This window comes from Inquilinus limosus MP06 (assembly GCF_000767795.1).
In the GTDB taxonomy this organism is placed as follows: Bacteria; Pseudomonadota; Alphaproteobacteria; order DSM-16000; family Inquilinaceae; genus Inquilinus; species Inquilinus limosus_E.
Genome location: NZ_JANX01000073.1, coordinates 1 through 16890 on the forward strand (window position 1 = coordinate 1; position 16890 = coordinate 16890).

Annotated in this window: 18 protein-coding genes; 10 read left to right on the plus strand and 8 right to left on the minus strand. The window is 68.8% G+C overall.

Going from position 1 to position 16890, the window contains the following annotated elements:
• The 4 genes from P409_RS08600 to P409_RS41190 all read left to right on the plus strand — a co-directional run.
• Window positions 1-190, plus strand: a 190-nt coding sequence (locus P409_RS08600) for a response regulator transcription factor (RefSeq protein WP_034834328.1), incomplete at its 5' end; no start/stop codon positions are given.
• A gap of 189 nt (window positions 191-379) precedes the next feature.
• Window positions 380-508, plus strand: coding sequence for a hypothetical protein (locus P409_RS41185; RefSeq protein WP_274519152.1), 129 nt, complete (start codon window positions 380-382; stop codon window positions 506-508).
• Window positions 509-697: 189 nt separating this feature from the next.
• A complete protein-coding gene (locus tag P409_RS08605; protein ID WP_152613294.1) occupies window positions 698-1456 on the plus strand; it encodes a helix-turn-helix transcriptional regulator in 759 nt (252 codons plus the stop codon).
• A 415-nt stretch (window positions 1457-1871) separates the two neighbouring features.
• Window positions 1872-2000: a hypothetical protein gene (locus P409_RS41190; RefSeq protein ID WP_274519153.1), complete on the plus strand. Its 129-nt coding sequence runs from the start codon at window positions 1872-1874 to the stop codon at window positions 1998-2000.
• On the opposite strand, the gene P409_RS08610 is transcribed toward P409_RS41190, so the two are convergent.
• The 7 genes from P409_RS08610 to P409_RS08640 all read right to left on the minus strand — a co-directional run bounded on the left by P409_RS08610 (window position 1997) and on the right by P409_RS08640 (window position 9730).
• Complete coding sequence (locus tag P409_RS08610; RefSeq protein WP_034834331.1) at window positions 1997-2542, minus strand: hypothetical protein; 546 nt, start codon at window positions 2540-2542, stop codon at window positions 1997-1999. The two genes, P409_RS41190 and P409_RS08610, sit on opposite strands and share 4 nt — an antisense overlap.
• 108 nt (window positions 2543-2650) lie before the next feature.
• Window positions 2651-3430: an ABC transporter ATP-binding protein gene (locus tag P409_RS08615; RefSeq protein WP_081991370.1), complete on the minus strand. Its 780-nt coding sequence runs from the start codon at window positions 3428-3430 to the stop codon at window positions 2651-2653.
• A 2-nt stretch (window positions 3431-3432) separates the two neighbouring features.
• On the minus strand, window positions 3433-4272 hold the full coding sequence (locus tag P409_RS08620) for an ABC transporter ATP-binding protein (protein WP_034834333.1): 840 nt from the start codon (window positions 4270-4272) through the stop codon (window positions 3433-3435).
• A complete protein-coding gene (gene nikC / locus P409_RS08625) occupies window positions 4269-5204 on the minus strand; it encodes a nickel transporter permease (protein WP_052120207.1) in 936 nt (311 codons plus the stop codon). Before nikC ends, P409_RS08620 begins: the two co-directional genes overlap by 4 nt.
• Before the next feature lie 232 nt (window positions 5205-5436).
• Entirely contained in the window at window positions 5437-6510 is a 1074-nt protein-coding gene (locus P409_RS08630) for an ABC transporter permease (protein ID WP_052120209.1), read from the minus strand.
• A 4-nt stretch (window positions 6511-6514) separates the two neighbouring features.
• Window positions 6515-8104: an ABC transporter substrate-binding protein gene (locus P409_RS08635; RefSeq protein ID WP_238578628.1), complete on the minus strand. Its 1590-nt coding sequence runs from the start codon at window positions 8102-8104 to the stop codon at window positions 6515-6517.
• A 21-nt stretch (window positions 8105-8125) separates the two neighbouring features.
• Window positions 8126-9730, minus strand: coding sequence for an ABC transporter substrate-binding protein (locus P409_RS08640; protein WP_052120211.1), 1605 nt, complete (start codon window positions 9728-9730; stop codon window positions 8126-8128).
• A gap of 221 nt (window positions 9731-9951) precedes the next feature.
• Between P409_RS08640 and P409_RS08645 the strand changes: the two genes are divergently transcribed.
• The 4 genes from P409_RS08645 to P409_RS08660 all read left to right on the plus strand — a co-directional run bounded on the left by P409_RS08645 (window position 9952) and on the right by P409_RS08660 (window position 13327).
• Window positions 9952-10566, plus strand: coding sequence for a helix-turn-helix domain-containing protein (locus P409_RS08645; RefSeq protein ID WP_052120214.1), 615 nt, complete (start codon window positions 9952-9954; stop codon window positions 10564-10566).
• Window positions 10563-11051 carry a hypothetical protein gene (locus P409_RS08650; protein ID WP_052120216.1) on the plus strand — a complete coding sequence of 163 codons (489 nt, stop codon included), beginning with the start codon at window positions 10563-10565 and terminating at the stop codon, window positions 11049-11051. Before P409_RS08645 ends, P409_RS08650 begins: the two co-directional genes overlap by 4 nt.
• Before the next feature lie 33 nt (window positions 11052-11084).
• Window positions 11085-12668, plus strand: coding sequence for an ABC transporter substrate-binding protein (locus tag P409_RS08655; RefSeq protein WP_034834341.1), 1584 nt, complete (start codon window positions 11085-11087; stop codon window positions 12666-12668).
• Between the two features lie 137 nt (window positions 12669-12805).
• Complete coding sequence (locus P409_RS08660) at window positions 12806-13327, plus strand: GNAT family N-acetyltransferase (protein WP_152613295.1); 522 nt, start codon at window positions 12806-12808, stop codon at window positions 13325-13327.
• 38 nt (window positions 13328-13365) lie between these two features.
• On the opposite strand, the gene P409_RS08665 is transcribed toward P409_RS08660, so the two are convergent.
• Window positions 13366-14289, minus strand: coding sequence for a LysR family transcriptional regulator (locus P409_RS08665; protein ID WP_034834354.1), 924 nt, complete (start codon window positions 14287-14289; stop codon window positions 13366-13368).
• Between the two features lie 134 nt (window positions 14290-14423).
• Here P409_RS08665 and P409_RS08670 point away from each other — a divergent pair, with 134 nt between their 5' ends.
• Both P409_RS08670 and P409_RS08675 read left to right on the plus strand, forming a co-directional pair.
• A complete protein-coding gene (locus tag P409_RS08670) occupies window positions 14424-15140 on the plus strand; it encodes an SDR family NAD(P)-dependent oxidoreductase (RefSeq protein ID WP_034834346.1) in 717 nt (238 codons plus the stop codon).
• Window positions 15141-15322: 182 nt separating this feature from the next.
• Entirely contained in the window at window positions 15323-16624 is a 1302-nt protein-coding gene (locus tag P409_RS08675) for a carbohydrate porin (protein ID WP_034834357.1), read from the plus strand.
• Window positions 16625-16890 lie beyond the last annotated feature (266 nt).

The following is a 16890-nucleotide window of genomic DNA, read 5'->3' on the forward strand; positions in this document are numbered from 1 at the left end:
GACCTGGCGCGAGCGGGACTGCCTGGCCCGGATCGCCCGCGGCGCCTCCAGCAAGGAGATCGCGCGCCAGCTCGATTTGTCGATCCACACGATCAACGAGTATATCGAGGCGGCGATGCGGAAGCTGGAGGCGACCAGCCGAAGCGAAGCGGTGGCCAAGGCCCTGGTGCTCGACCTGCTCGGGGAGTGATCCCCTAATCCTCGGGGATTGAGGCTTTCCTCCCGATCCGCGACCCTGTGCGTGAAGAGTCACGAGGTGCGGCCGACCGCAATTCCGGTTTTTTTGCGTCGAGAAGGAAACAATTCGACGCAAATTCTGTTCTGATTGTGGACGGCAGCCGGCGCGGTGCGGACGTGCCCCAGGGGTGGAGGTGGACAGATGAATCCGGTTCTGATCGCAGCCTTCGGGCTGATCGCGGTGCTGCTGTGGCGCGCCGGACCGGCCTTCGCCGCTGTCACCGGCGGCACGGCCCTGTCGGCGGCGGTCCTGCTGATGACCCTGCACTGACGGCCGTGACGTCCGCGAGCGCGGCCGTGGGCCGGCCGCGCTCGACCGCCCTGATGAGCCCGCCATGGGGAGCAGCCTTCCCGTTTGATCCATCCCAACCGGAACGGCGCCGACCGCCCGGGGCAGTCGAAAATCCATGAAATCTGCTATAATCCCGACCGGCCGCCGGCCTTGTGCCGGCGGCCGGTCGTGCCTTTGTCTTGCTTCGCCATGCCGGATGACCGCGCCATTGCCGAGATGGTCGGCCAGACCTACGACGCCGCGCTCGGCGACGAGGACTGGGCGGTCGTGCTGCGCCGGATCCTGGAGCTGATCGGCGGCGAGGCGGCGGCGCTGCATCCGACCGGCACGCCGATGGCGGCCGATATTGCCATCCGCGTCGGCTGCGACCCCGCCTATATCCCGCTCTACAACGCACACTACCACTCGACCTGGCCGATCCTGCCGATGATGCGGCAGCTGCAGGACAGGCCGGTCTTCGTCGACCGCATGCTGGTGCCGCAGGCCGACTTCATCCGCACCGAATTCTACAACGACTATATCCGGCCGCAGGGCGGCCACAGCGGTCTCTACTGGGTCGATTTCGGCCGGAGCGGCCTCGGCGCGCATCTCTCGCTCTGGCGCTCGGGGCGCCGCCCCGACTGGAGCGACGAGGAGGTCCGGCTGCTGCGGCATCTCGGCCCACATATCGGCCGGGCGCTGAAGATCCGTGGCCGGCTCTCTGCGGCTGCCCCGCGCCACGGTGATGCGCCGCTGCTGGCGCCACGCGAGCGCGACTGCCTGGCCTGGGTCGCCCGCGGCGCCTCCAGCAAGCAGGCGGCCCAGCAGCTGGCCCTGTCGGTCTACACCGTCAACGAGTACGTCGCCTCGGCGATGCGCAAGCTGCAGGCGACCAGCCGCAGCGAGGCCGTGGCCAGCGCCCTCGGCCTCGGCCTGCTCGATCCGTAGCCTCAATCCCCCAATCCTGGAGGTTGAGAGATTTTTCCCATCCTGGGACAATATCCGCAGTCGATGACGCACCCGGTACAGCCTTGTTCTGTCCGGTCACGTCAGCCTGACTGCGGCCGATTTCGTACTCTGAATCGGCCAGGCAGATCAGTATCAGAGGTGATCAATTCATATGCTCCGTAGCCCAAAGCCTACATCCGTAGTCCGGATGACCATCAATCCCCGGACCTGATCTGGAATAGATCACGGCTTCGACATCCTGCTCATCGCGATGTCGGTCCATCGGTCATCAGGCCTGACGGGCGCAGCAGCGCACTGCCGGCAGGGCCATCAGGCTGCCCGGCCGCACAACAAGAGACCCGCACCTCGCGACCCCGGCGGCAAGGGCCGCCGGCCGGCAACAAGGAGAGATGCTTTGAGTGCACGTTTCGCGATCCCCCTGCTGACGGCCGTCGCGCTCGGCACGCCCGCCGCCCCGGCGATGGCCTCGACCGTCTATGCCGAGGAGGGGGTGCTGCAGATCACCCCGGGATCGATGATCTAGCTGCAGACCCCTGGGGCGGCGATGATCCTCCGGACGTTCCGGGACCGGTCGCGCACGGACAGGCATTGCGCCCCGTCGGGACCCTGCGCCCCGGCGGGGCACGTCACCACCGCGGTGCTGTCATCGCCCAGCGCGATGCCGGCATCGGCGGCGCTGGCAACGCCGATCCTGCCGGCCGGATCGACCCACAGGGGGTCCGACTTGCCGGCATAGGCGGCGAGCAGCCAGTCTCCATCCAGGGCGCTGACGACGTAGTCCGCCGGCAGGCGCCAGCGACGGATGGCGGTTCCCTTGCCGTCCAGCTCCACCGCCTCGACGGCCGCGAACGGGTCGGACGGCCTGAAGTCGGGGATGCGGTCCACCCGCAGCCGGGCGATCGGGCCGCAGGGCCCCTCCTGATCCACCCCCACCAGCCCCGGATGGGTGGCCGTCGCCCCGTCCTTGAGCCAGAAGCCGAGAGGGACCGGGGCGGTGACGGGCTGCGGCGCCGCAGCCAGCAGCAGCGGGGCGGTCGCGAGAATCAGCCAGGGGCGGAGGCGCATCAGGGAAGCCTTTCGTCGAACCTTGAAGATCCCTAGACCATGCGAAAATGCTGCCCCGATGACCATTCGACGGCGATGTCAGGGCGACGTTCTCCTGCCCCGCCCGCTTCAGGCCGCGAAGTCCTCGATACGATCGGCTGCAGCGCGGTCGTAGCCGCGGCTGGCCTCCAGAAGCTGGCGGGTATAGGGCTGGGCCACCGTGCCGTCATGCAGTTGCGCCGCGGTCAGCGTCTCGACGATGCGGCCGCGGTTCATCACCGCCAGCCGGTCGCACATCACCGACACCACGGCGAGGTTGTGGGTGACCAGCAGATAGGTCAGCCCGCGCTCGGTCCTGAGGCGCTTCAGCAGGTTCAGGATCTCCGCCTGCACCGAGACGTCGAGCGCCGAGGTCGGCTCGTCCAGCAGCAGCACCCGCGGCTCCAGCACCAGCGCCCGGGCGATGGCGACGCGCTGGCGCTGCCCGCCCGACAGCTGGTGGGGGTAGCGGAAGCGGAAGCTGGGGCCGAGACCGACCTCCTTCAGCACCCTCTCGACCCGGGCGTCGCGATTGTCGAAGCCGTGGATCGCCAGCGGCTCCATCAGCGTCGCGTCCACGGTCTGGCGCGGATGCAGCGAGCCATAGGGGTCCTGGAACACCATCTGGCACAGCTTGAAGAAGCCCTTGTCGCGGTGCCGCCCCTGCTCCCGCCCGTCCACCGCGATCCGGCCGGTCCAGTCCCAGTTCAGGCCCGACAGGGCGCGCAGGATGGTCGATTTGCCGGAGCCGCTCTCGCCCACCAGCCCGTAGCTCTCGCCCCGCTCCACCGCCAGAGACGCACCGCGCACCGCATGGGTGTCGCCGAACACGACATCCAGGTCTTCGATCGCGATCATCGGATCCGCCATGGTCACGCCTCCAGCCAGGCCGGGTCGCGCTGCAGCACCGGCAGGAACGGCCGGGTGTCGCCGATCTGCGGCAGCGATTCGAGCAGGCCGCGGGTGTAGGGATGCTTGGCCTGGCGCAGCTCCGCCGCCCGGCAGCTCTCCACCACCCGGCCGGCATACATGATCAGGATGCGGTCGCAGAAGCTGGCCACCAGGTTCAGATCGTGGCTGATGAAGATCAGCCCCATGCCGCGCTGGGTCACGAGGTCGTCGATGATCGCCAGCACCTGCATCTGCACGGTGACGTCCAGCGCCGAGGTCGGCTCGTCCGCGATCAGCAGGTCGGGGTCGGGGATCAGCATCATCGCGATCATGATGCGCTGGCCCATGCCGCCCGAGACCTCGTGCGGGTACAGGCCCCACACCCGCTCCGGGTCGCGGATGCGCACCGCCTCGAACATCTCCAGCACCCGGCGCTTGGCCTCGCGGGCCGAGGCGCGCTTGTGGATGCGGTAGGCCTCGGCCACCTGCTCGCCCACCGTGGCGACGGGGTTCAGCGAGAACTTGGGATCCTGCATCACCATCGAGATGCGGCGGCCGCGGATGGCGCGCATCTGCCGCTCGCTCTGGCGCTGCAGGTCGATGCCGTCGAACACCAGCCGGTCGGCCTGGGCCCGGCCGGGCGGCCCGACCAGCCGCAGGATCGACCGGCCGGTCATCGACTTGCCGGATCCGCTTTCGCCGACGATGCCCAGCTTCTCGCGGCCGAGGGCGAAGCTCATGCCGCGCACGGCCCGCATCGGGCCCTTGGCGGTGTCGAAGGTGACCGAGAGGTTCTCGACCTCCAGCAGCGGGCGGCTCACGACTGGCCTCCCTGTTTCGGGTCGAGGATGTCGCGCAGGCCGTCGCCGAGCAGGTTGAAGCCCAGGCTGACCACGAAGATGGCGATGCCGGGCATGGTCGCGACCCACCACTGGTCGAGGATGAAGCTGCGGCCCTTGGAGATCATCGCCCCCCATTCCGGCAGCGGCGGCTGGGCGCCGAGGCCGAGGAAGCCGAGGCCCGCCGCGGTCAGGATGATGCCGGCCATGTCGAGCGTGACCCGGACGATCACCGAGGACAGGCACAGCGGCACGATGTGCCGGGCGACGATGCGGGCGCTGGAGGCGCCCTGCAGCCTGACGGCGCTGATGAAGTCGGCGTTGCGGATGGTCAGCGTCTCGGCCCGGGCGATGCGGGCATAGGGCGGCCATGAGGTGATGGCGATGGCGATGATGGCGTTCTCGATGCCGGGGCCTAGGGCGGCGACGAAGGCCAGCGCCAGGATCAGCTTCGGGAAGGCCAGGAAGATGTCGGTGATGCGCATCAGGACCGCGTCGACCCAGCCGCCGAGATAGCCCGAGACGGTGCCGATCAGCAGGCCGACCGGGGCAGCGGTGATCGCCACCAGCACCACGATCAGCAGCGTCAGCCGGGTGCCGTAGATGATGCGGGACCAGATGTCCCGGCCGAGTTCGTCCGTGCCCAGCCAATGCGCGGCGCTGAAGGGCTGCAGCCGCTCCGCCAGGTTCTGCTCGATCGGCGACTGGTGGGCCAGGAGCGGCGCGATCGCGGCAGCGACCAGCAGCAGCAGGACGATGACCAGCCCGACCATCGCCAGCGGGTTGCGGGCCAGGCCGAGCCACAGCAGGTACAGCCGCCCGAGCCGGGCCTGGCCGCGCGAATGCGGCGTGTCGGAGAGCAGCCAGCCGCGCCAGGTATCGGGCTTCGGCAGGGTGTCGGAGGATTGCGTCATTGCCCCGCCCCACTTGGCACTTTGAGTCCCCCCTCCCCTCGCGGGAGGGGGGCAGGGGGAGGGGGTTCGCACCGCATAGCCGCCGGCAGATTACTGCCCGACGTCACCATGGATGGAGTCTCCCGGACCTTGGAAAGCCGGCTGTCGTATCGACAACCCCCTCCCCCTACCCCCCTCCCGCAAGGGGAGGGGGGACAAGAAAGGGGCAGCCTTGTGAAAATCAGACGCCCCATCATCGCGCCCTCGGGTCCAGCACGCGGTACAGGAGGTCGGACAGCATGTTCAGCCCGATATAGACGGCCCCGACGACGATGGTGCCGCCGAGCACCGCGTTCATGTCGGCGTTGAGCAGGGAGTTGGTGATGTACTGGCCGAGGCCGGGCCAGGCGAACACCGTCTCGGTCAGCACCGCTCCTTCCAGGAGGCCGGCATAGGACAGCGCCACCACGGTCAGCAGCGGCACGCGGATGTTGCGGAAGGCGTGACGCCAGATCACCGCGCGCTCCGACACGCCCTTGACCCGCGCCGTGGTGACGTATTCCTGGCGCAGCTGGTCGAGCATGAAGGACCGCGTCATCCGGCTGATATAGGCCAGGCTGTAATAGCCCAGCAGCGCCGCCGGCAGGATCAAATGGTCGATGGCGTTCCAGAACACGTCCCATTCGCCGGCCAGCGCGGCGTCGAGCGTGATCACGCCCGTCACCGGGTCGACCAGCCCGTCATAGAACACGTCGAGCCGCCCCGGCCCTCCGACCCAGCTGAGCTTGGCATAGAACAGCAGGAGGCCGACCAGGCCGAGCCAGAAGATCGGCACCGAATAGCCGATCAGCCCGACCACCCGGACGAGATGGTCCGGCCATCGCCCGCGATGCACCGCCGCCAGCACCCCGGACGGCACGCCGATGACGATGCCGAACAGGACGCCGAGCGTCGCCAGCTCCAGCGTCGCCGGGAACACCCGGCCGATATCCTCCAGCACCGGGCGCGAGGTCAGCACCGAGGTGCCGAGATCGCCTGACAGCACGTCGCCGGCATAGCGCGCAAACTGGTCCCAGAGCGGCTTGTCGAGCCCGAGCTCCAGCCGCGCCTTCTCATAGACGTCGCGCGGCGCCCGGTCGCCGACCACGGCGAGCACGGGGTCGATCGGCACCACCCGGCCGATGAAGAAGGTGACCAGGAGGAGGCCGAAGAAGGTGGTCGCCAGCGAGGCGATCACGCCGGCGATGCGGAGCGCCAGCCCGCGCCGGCGCCGGCGTCGGGCAGCGCCGGGCCGGGCGGGGACCGGCTGAAGGTTGGTGGCGGTCACTGGGTCAAGACTTCCTGCCGGTCCAATACTGGTTCCTGTCATAGGTCGCCGACCAGGTGAGGCCCTGGACCGATTTGCGGCTGGCGATCACCTCGGACAGCTGGAACATGAAAGCGAAGGGCGACACCTGCTGGTGCCGGCGCTGCAGATCGGCATAGATCTGCGCCCGCTTGGCGCCATCGGTCTCCAGCACCGCCTGCTGGGCATCTGCGGTCATCGCCGCATCCTGCCAGCCATTGGCCCAGGCCTGGGTCTTAGAAGCCGCGGCGTCGCTGTTGTCGGCATTGACGGCGAAGGTCCCGGCATTGGAGTCCGGATCCTCGTAGTCCGGCCCCCAGCGGCCGATATAGATCTCGTGCTTGCGGGCACGCTGCTTGCTCAGCACCTGCCGCGCATCGCCCGGGATCAGTTCCACCGTCACGCCGGCCCGGGCGAAGCTGGCCTGCAGCGCCTGGGCGATGTCGATATAGGGCGACTGGTTGATCACATCCATCGTCGCCTTGAAGCCGTCCGGCAGCCCGGCCTGGGCCAGCAGCGCCTTGGCCTTGTCGACATCCAGCCTGAAGGGCGCGTCGTCGATCGCCCCCAGCATCCCGGCCGGCACCAGGGTCTGATGGACGGTGGCAAGGCCATGCATGATGGTCGCGACGACACCGTCATAGTCGATCAGGTATTTCAGCGCCTGCCGCACCTCCGGCTTGCCGAAGGGCGGGTGCAGGACGTTGAAGCTGACATAGAAGATCGACATCTTCTGCACCGGCTCGAGCGTGATGTCGGCATTGCCCTGCAGCGATTTCAGCTGGTCCGGCGTCAGGTTGCGGGCGACGTCGACATCGCCCTTCTGCAGGAGCAGCAGACGGCTCGATGAGTCCGGGACGTGGCGGATGAAGACCCGATGGAAGCCCGGCTGGCCCTGCCAGTAATCGTCGTTGCGGTCGAGCGCCAGCAGCTCGTTCGGCTTCCAGGACTGCAGCTTGAACGGGCCGGAGCCGGCGGAATGCGTCTTCAGCCACTCGTGCCCGAAGTCGCCATTCGCCTCATGCTCCCGGACCAGCTTGCTATCGACCACGGCCGTGACCGTGGCCGTCAGGCAGTTCAGCACGAAGGTCGGGGCGTAGGGCTTGTCGGTTCCGATCACCAGCGTCCGGTCGTCCGGCGCCGTCACCATCCGGTCGACGGTGTCCGGGGTCAGGCCAAGCTGGCCGACGATATAGGCCGGCGCCAGGTTCAGCTTGATCGCGCGCTGCAGCGACCAGGCCGCGTCCCGGGCCGTCAGCGGGTTGCCGGAGTGGAACTTGACCCCGTCGCGGATCCTGAAGGTATAGGTCCGGGCGTCGCCGGACACCGTCCAGCTTTCGGCCAGCAGCGGCACCAGCTTGCTGGCGTCGGTGCGGTCATAGCCGATCAGCCGGTCATAGACCTGGGCCAGGTATTCGGTCGAGGAGGCCTCGAAGATCTCGGCCGGGTCGAGCGAGACCAGGTCGTCGATCACCCAGGCCTCGACCAGCGTGTCGGGCGGCGTGCCTGCCCTGGCCGTGAGGCCAGAGCAGGCGATCATCGCCGCGAGGACGCCGCAGGCGAACGTCTTCAGCACGGTTGCGGTCCTCGCCGGATGTCAGGACTTCTTGCCGGTCCAGTAGAAGTTGCTGTCGAAGGCCGGGCCCCAGGTGATGCCCTCGACGTTCTTGCGCATGGCCGGCACCTCGGTCTGCTGGAACATCACCGCGAAGGGCGAGATCTCCATGTGCTTGCGCTGCAGGTCTTCGTAGATCTTCGCCCGCTTGGCGCCGTCGCGCTCGGTCACCGCGCTCTGCGCCAGCTTGGTCAGCTCCGCATCCTGCCAGCCGTTGCGCCAGGACAGCGTCTTCGACTTGGCGTCGGCGCCGTTGTCGACATTGATGGCGAAGGTCTCGGCATTCGAGTTCGGGTCCTGATAGTCGGTGCCCCAGCGGCCGATGTAGATGTCGTGGTTGCGGGCCCGGTACTTGGTCAGGGTCTGCTTGTTGTCGCCGGGGATGATCTCGACCTGCACGCCGGCCTGGGCGAAGGTGCCCTGGATCGACTGCGCCATGTCCATCGACGGCGAGGCGTTCCAGACGTCGAAGGTGGTCTTGAAGCCGTCCGGCAGGCCCGCCTTGGCCAGCAGCTCCTTGGCCTTGGCGACGTCCAGCTTGAACGGCTCGTCGTCGATCTCGCCCAGCATGCCCTTCGGGATGAAGCTTTCATGCTTCACCGCGATGCCGCGCATGAAGCTGTTGGCCATGCCGTCATAGTCGATCAGGTACTTCAGCGCCTGCCGCACCTCCGGCTTGTCGAAGGGCGGGTGCAGCGTGTTGAAGCTGATGTACCAGACCGAGCCCTTCGGCGCGTTGTCGAGCTTGATGTCCGGGTTGCCGTCGAGCGACTTCAGCTGCTCGGCGCTGAGGTTGCGGGCGACGTCGACATCGCCCTTCTGCAGCAGCAGCAGCTGGGTCGCCGCCTCCGCCACATGGCGGATGAAGACGCGGCGGAAGGCCGGCTTGCCCTGCCAGTAGTCGTCGTTGCGGTCCAGCACCAGGGACTCGTTGGGCTTCCAGGACTGCAGCTTGAACGGGCCGGAGCCGGCGGAATGCGTCTTCAGCCATTCATGGCCGAAATCGCCGTTCGCCTCATGCGCCTTGACCTCCTTGCTGTCGACCACCGAGGCGACGCCCGAGGTCAGGCAGTTCAGCACGAAGGTCGGGGCGTAGGCCTTGTCGGTCTTGAACACCAGGGTCCGGTCGTCCGGCGCCGTGACCATCTGATCGACATTCTCCGCGGTCAGGCCGAACTGGCCGAGGATGAAGGCCGGCGACAGGTTCAGCTTCACCGCGCGCTGCAGCGACCAGGCCGCATCCTGGGCGGTCAGCGCGTTGCCGGAGTGGAACTTCACCCCGTCGCGGATCTTGAAGGTGTAGGTCAGGCCGTCGTCGGAGACAGTCCAGCTCTCCGCCACGCCGGGCAGGATCTTGCTGACGTCCTTGACGTCGTAGCCGATCAGCCGCTCATAGACCTGGGCCTGGTACTCGGCCGCCGAGAACTCGAAGATCTCGGCCGGGTCGAGCGAGATGATGTCGTCGATCTGCCACGCCTCGACCAGAGTGTCCTTCGGTGTTTCGGCCAGGGCCGGAAGGCCCACCGCCGGCAGGCTGGCGCAGGCCAGGATCGTCGCTGCGAGAATGTTGCGGGTGAAACGCTTCAACACGTTTTCCCCTCCCTGTTTGTTATGTCCAAGACCACGGAACGAGACCGGACGGCCCATAGGACCCCGGCGTCGGGCCCATCTTCCGGGCCGCGTCGAACCGGAGTCAAGCCGCAGCCCCGGTCCTCCGGGTAACGTTCCCTGGGCCGGCATCCTGCCATCAAAAAAATTTTGATGGCAGCAAAATTCCGACTAGGCTCGCTTCCGACAACGGGGGGCCTATGGCGGGGGACGCGGCAGCACAGACAGCCGATGCTCGGGCGGCCGTGCCGCATCTCGGCCGGGCCATCCGCGCCCGCCGCCGCGCGCTCGACCTCACCCTCAAGGACCTCGGCCAGCGCAGCGGCCTGTCGGTCGGCTTCCTGTCGCAGCTGGAGCGCGACCTGGCCTCGCCGTCGCTGAGCGCCCTGTCGGGCATCGCCGGCGCGCTGGGAATGCCGCTCGACGCCTTCCTGGCCGCGCCGCGCCCGGCGAGCGGCCTGACCCGCCGCGGCGAACGGCCGGTCTTCGCCATTGGCGACGCGCCGCCCGACCGCATCCGCTACGAGCGGCTGAGCGCCGCCTTCCCCGGCCAGGCGCTGAACGCCGTGCTGGTGCACGTGCCGCCCGGCTACGCGTCGGAGGCGGTGGAGCATGAGGGCGAGGAGATCGCCTTCGTGCTGGAGGGCTCTCTGCTGGTCGGCATCGGCGGCGAGAGCATCCGCCTCGATGCCGGCGACAGCCTGCACTACCCGGCGGGCCGGGCGCATCGCTGGAGCAACGCCCATGACGGCTGGACCCGGGTGCTGTGGACCGGGACGGCCCCGATCTTCGACCGATTGCGAGACGACCTATGACGACACTGACCGACCCGAAGGTGGCCTCGGCGATCGCGGCGCTGGCCGCGGCCCATGCGGAGCCGGGCCAGCCGCAGGCGCTGTTCCGCGCCGCCGACGCCGCCTACCGGGCGCTGCTCGGCCACAGGCTGTTCACCATCATGGCGCTGCGCGCCGACACGGCGGAGGCGGAGCGGGTCTACACCAACGACGCCGCCTACCCGGTCACCGGCCGCAAGCCGATGCAGGAGAACCGCTGGTCGGCCCAGGTGATCGGCCGGCGCGAGGTATTCCTGGCCCGCACCCTGGCCGAGATCGCCGAGGTCTTCCCGGACCATGAGCTGATCGGCTCGCTGGGCTGCGGCGCGGTGCTGAACTTCCCCGTGCTCTATGACGGCAAGGTGCTCGGCACCGTGAACGTGCTGGACGCCGAGGGCCGCTACGACGAGGCGGCCGCCGAGCGCGGCCGCTGGCTGGCGCCGCTGCTGGTGCCGGCGCTGCTCTGAAGACATCGCGAACAACAAACAGGGAGACACAGAATGCGAAGCCTGACATCTGCCCTTCTCGCAACGGCCCTTCTGGCGCCGCTTCCGGCGGTCGCGGCGACGCCGGCCGATGCGCTGGTGGTGGCCAAGAACATCGACGACATCGTCAGCCTGGACCCCGCCCAGGCCTATGAGTTCACCTCCGGCGAGATCGTCACCAACACCTATGACCGGCTGGTGCAGTACGAGGCCGAGGACATGCAGAAGCTGGTCGGCGGCCTGGCCGAAAGCTGGGCGGTGTCGGACGACGGCAAGACCCTGACCTTCAGGCTGCGGCCCGGCGTGACCTTCCAGAGCGGCAATCCGGTGCGGCCGGAGGATGTGGTGTTCTCCCTCGCCCGCGTGGTCAAGCTGGACAAGGCGCCGGCCTTCCTGCTGACCCAGCTGGGCTGGACGCCGGACAATGTCGAACAGATGGTGCGCAAGACCGGCGACGCCGAGGTGACGGTCACCACCACCGGCAGCTTCGCCCCCAGCTTCATCCTGAACGTCCTGGCCTCCCGCCCCGGCTCGATCGTCGACGAGAAGACGGTGACGGAGCATGCCAAGGACGGCGATCTGGGCAATGCCTGGCTGGGCCAGAACTCGGCCGGCACCGGCCCGTTCTCGCTGCGCGCCTACAAGCCGAACGAGTCGATCGCGCTGCGCGCCAACCCGTCCTATTTTCGCGGCGCCCCGGCGATGAAGTCGGTGATCTACCGCCATGTCGCCGAGCCGGCGACCCAGCGCCTGCTGCTGGAGGCCGGCGACGCCGACCTGGCCCGCGACCTGACGCCGGACCAGGTGGCGGCGCTGGAGGGCAAGGACGGCATCGCCATCGGCACCTACCCGCAGGCGGCGGTGCATTTCTTCAGCCTGAACCAGAAAGTAGCAGCGCTGCAGAACCCGAAGCTGTGGGAGGCGGTGCGGTACCTGGTCGACTATGACGGCATGACCAGGAGCTTCCTGCGCGGCCAGATGAAGGTGCACCAGGCCTTCTGGCCCGAAGGCTTCCCCGGCGCGCTGAACGACACGCCGTTCAAGCTCGACGTCGCCAAGGCCAAGACCCTCTTGGCCGAGGCCGGCGTCAAGGACGGGCTGACGATCAAGATGGACGTGATCTCCAGCCCGCCCTTCACCGAGATCGCGCAGTCGCTGCAATCGACCTTCGCCCAGGCCGGCATCAGGCTCGAGCTGGTGCCCGGCACCGGCAGCCAGGTGATCACCAAGTACCGCGCCCGCAACCATGAGGCGGTGCTGCTGTATTGGGGCCCGGATTTCATGGACCCGCATTCCAACGCCGGCGCCTTCGCCTACAACGTCGACAATTCCGACGGGTCGCCGCAGAGCACCACCACCTGGCGCAATTCCTGGCTGGTGCCGGAGCTGAGCGCCGAGACCGACGCGGCGCTGAAGGAGCGCGACGCCGCCAAGCGCGACGCGCTGTATGTCGACCTGCAGCGCAAGGTGCAGGCCTCCTCGCCGATCGTGATCATGTTCCAGGCGGTCAGCCAGGTGGCGATGCGCAGCGCCGTGCATGGCTACGTCAACGGCGCCACCACCGACCAGATTTATTATCGCTTGGTGACGAAGAACTGAGGCCAGGCCACTTTGAACCGTCATCGCGAGCCCCGCAGGGGCGTAGCGATCCAGCGGCACCGGCCTATGGATCGCCACGGCGCTACGCTCCTCGCGATGACGGTGAGAGGCAGGCGACATCCCCGAGAATGACGACCATGACCGACGACAGCACGATCGAGACCGAGCGCCTGATCCTCCGCCCCCACCGGGCGGAGGATTTCGATGACCTCGCCGCGATGTGGGCGGATCCGGCGGTGACCCGCTTCATCGGCGGCCGTCCCTCGACCGCCGAGGAGAGCTGGGCCCGCCTGCTGCGCTATGGCGGGCTGTGGGGGCTGCTGGGCTTCGGCTACTGGGCGGTGCGCGACCGCGCCGGCGGCCGCTTCGTCGGCGATGTCGGCTTCGCCGATTTCCACCGCGGCATCGGTTTCGACGGCGTGCCGGAGGCCGGCTGGGTGCTGGCGCCCTGGGCCCATGGCCAGGGCCTGGCCGGCGAAGCGGTGCGCGCTGCCCTGGCCTGGGCCGATGCCCGGGGCTGGGCCCGCAGCGTCTGCATCATCGACGAGGCGAACGCCCCGTCGCTGCGCCTGGCCGGTGCTCGGGGCTATCGCGAGATCGGCCGCCCGACCTACAAGGACCACACGGTGATCCTGCTGGAGCGCCTGCGGCCGGATTGACAGCAAGCCCCGGCTGCGCCGCCCGCAGCAGCGTGGTCTTACGGATACGCGGCCCTGCACACCGCCATGATGGTGTCGCGGAGCCAGCGATGCCCGGGATCGGCGTCCAGGCGGGGATGCCAGATGGCGGACACGTTGAAGTCGGGCGTCCGGACCGGCAGCTCGAAACCTTCGAGCCCCAGCAGCGAGGCGTGATCGGTCGCCAGGCTGTTGCCGAGGCATGACCGCGGCACCAGCGCGACGAGGTCCGAGCGGCGCGCGATCCGCATTGCGTCGGGATATCCGGGTACGACGAGGGGGACCGACCGCGTCAGGCCCAGCGCCGCCAGGCCGTCGTCGACCGCTTCGGCGACATCGCCCTCGCGCGACGCCACGACGTGGCGGCAGGCGGCATAGCGTTCCGGCGTCAAGTCCCCGGCGGCCAGCAGCGGATGCCCGGTCCGGGCGACGCCGACATACCGGTCCCGGAACAGCAGCTGGGTCCGCACCTCCGGCGCCGAGGTGCCGAGCGCCCCGATCTCCAGGTCGATCAGCCCTTCCCGCAGCGGCCGGGCATCCTTGTCGGGCTTCGGCGCGAAACGCAGGCGGACATGCGGGGCCTCCGCGGCGACCGCCGCCATCAGCGGGGCGGCCAGGAACTCGACGAACCCTTCGCCGGCGCGAAGGGCGAAGATCCGGTGGAGCGAGGCCAGGTCCAGCCGGCTGGCCGGCGGCTGCAGCACCGCCCGGGCGTCCCGGGTGAGCGCATGGACCCGTGCCCCCAGCTCCTCCGCATAAGGCGTGGGGGCGAGCGACCGGCCGGCCTGCACCAGCAGCGGGTCACCGGTCGCCAGGCGCAGCCGCGCCAGCGCCCGGCTCGTCGCCGAGGGGCTCAGGCCGAGGCGCCGGGCCGCGCCCGTCACGCTGCGCTCGGCCAGCAGCGCGTCCAGCGCGATGAGGAGGTTCAGATCCACCCCTTGCATGGCCCTGGAATAGACCATCGGCCCGGCTAGGCATAGCGCTACATGCAATCGTTCATTTCATCCTGTGCGCCTGGCGCAAGCACCGAGGGTCCGCCATATCAGCGGCCGACCCCACCAGCGAAGGCATCGAGCCCATGCCCCACCCTCAGCCCCACCCGTCCCGCCGCACCATCCTGCTCATCGGCGCCTCGCGCGGCCTCGGCCATGCCATGGCGGCCGAGTTCCTGAAGCAGGGATGGAACGTCGTCGGCACCGTCCGCGACGGCCCCCGGACCCTGCTGCACGATCTGGCGGAGCAGCATGCCGGCCGGGTCGAGATCGAGACCCTGGACATCTGCGCCCCCGACCAGATCGCGGCGCTGCGCGGCCGCCTGTCCGGCCGGGTGTTCGACATGCTGTTCGTCAATGCCGGGACCACCAACCGGGATCCGACGCAGACGATCGGCGAGGTGTCGACCGACGACTTCGTCCATCTCATGATCACCAACGCCCTCGGCCCGATGCGGGTCATCGAGAGCCTGGAGCCCTGCGTGGCCGCGACGGGCCTGATCGGGGTGATGTCGTCCGGGCAGGGCAGCATCGGCAACAACGAGACCGGCCAGCGGGAGCTGTATCGCGGCACCAAGGCGGCGCTGAACATGTTCATGCGCAGCTTTGCCGCCCGCCAGGCCGGGACGTCGCGCGCCCTGGTGGCGATGGCGCCCGGCTGGGTCCGCACCGATCTGGGCGGACCGGATGGAAAGCTTTCGATCGAGGAGAGCATTCCCAGCCTGGTGCAGGTCTTGCTCGCCAAGCAGGCCACGCCGGGGCTGCAATATCTCGACTATCAGGGCCGCACCGTTCCCTGGTGAGCGGCCAGAGCCGGCCCCGGGAGGGGTGCGGCGGCGGAGCATCAGGGTTGCCCTGGCCGTGCTTGACGCCGGGCGCCCGTCGCCGCTTCCATTCCCACGACGTCCGGTCATCAGGCTTCGCGACCGTCGGCCTCCTGATCGCAGCGCCTGGATAGCCGCTCGGAACGACCGTGGAGGCCGGCATGATGTCGCGATTGACCTTGGGCCTGGCGCTGCTGTCGGCAAGCCTCGCGGCAAGCGGGGCCGCGCTGGCCGAGGATGCCGGCAGCGGCAAGCTGACCGGGGATTGGGGCGGCCTGCGCACGGATCTGGCGAAGGCCGGCGTGGATTTCCAGCTCGGCTACACCTCCGAGCTCGCCTATAACGCGGCCGGCGGCACGAAGGACCAGCTGAGCTATACCGACCAGCTGAGCTTCGGCGCCACCTTCGACCTCGACCGCCTGCTGGGGGTGCATGACGCCAAGATCCAGCTGACGATCACCGACCGCAACGGCCGCAATCTCAGCGACGATGCCCATCTCGGCACGCTGCAGCAGGTGCAGGAGGTGTTCGGTCGCGGCCAGACCTGGCGCCTGACCCAGTTCTGGTACGACCAGAAGTATTTTTCCGGGCTGCTGGACTGGAAGATCGGCCGGCTGACCGTCGGCGAGGATTTCGCCAGCTTCAGCTGCAAGTTCCAGAACCTGACCTTCTGCGGGTCGCAGCCCGGCAACATCGTCGGCAACTACTGGTACAACTGGCCGGTCAGCCAGTGGGCCACCCGCCTGAAGGTCAATATCGAGGGCGTCGGCTATATCCAGACCGGCGCCTACCAGATGAACCCCGGCTTCCTGAACGTCACCGACGCGGTGCTGCCGAACAACCCGTCCGGCACCACCGGCGTGATGATCCCGGTCGAGTTCGGCTGGACCCCGACGCTCGGCCCGGCCCGCCTTCCCGGCAGCTACAAGTTCGGCGCCTGGTACGACACCTCGACCGCGAACGACGTGTTCGAGGACGATGACGGCAACCCCGAGGTTCTGACCGGCCGGCCGTTCAAGGACCGGCACGGCCGGTATGGCGCCTACATCAACGTCCTGCAGCAGCTGACGCGCCCGGACCCGGACGACCCGGCCCGCGGCCTCAGCGTCTTCCTCAACGCCAGCATCGCCGACCGGCGGACCTCGACGATCGACGACCAGGTCGCCCTCGGCCTGATCTATACGGGGCCCTTCGACGCCCGCCCGAAGGACGAGATCGGCGTGGCCTTCGGCCGGACCCATGTCAACGGCCGGGTGGCGAGGGGCCAGCGGCTGCTGAACGATTCGGGGCTCGGCCCCGTGGCGGTGCAGGACGCCGAATATGCGTTCGAGGTCTATTACGGCCTGCAGGCGACCGACTGGCTGATGGCGCGCCCGAACATCCAGTATGTCCGGCTTCCCGGCGGCACCCGGCACAACGATGACGTCGTGGTCGTCGGCCTGAAGACTTCGATCGACTTCTGACCCCGCCGGGCGCCGGCCGTTGCGCCGGGCCTTCGACCCGCGGTGAAAGCCGGGCATGCGGCTCGCGCGGACGCGCGCAGCCCCCTCCCCTTGCCCCCTCCCGCAAGGGGAGGGGGAGAGTGGAAGGCCGGCAGGACAGTGATGGTTTCGTAGGTTCGCGGCAAGCGGACCCGACAGGCGACGGTGCGGCGGCGGGATGTTGGGTTCGCCGGGCGAGCCCAACCTACGCGGTGGCGCCGAACCGGTCCCTCACCCGCCGCCGGGCT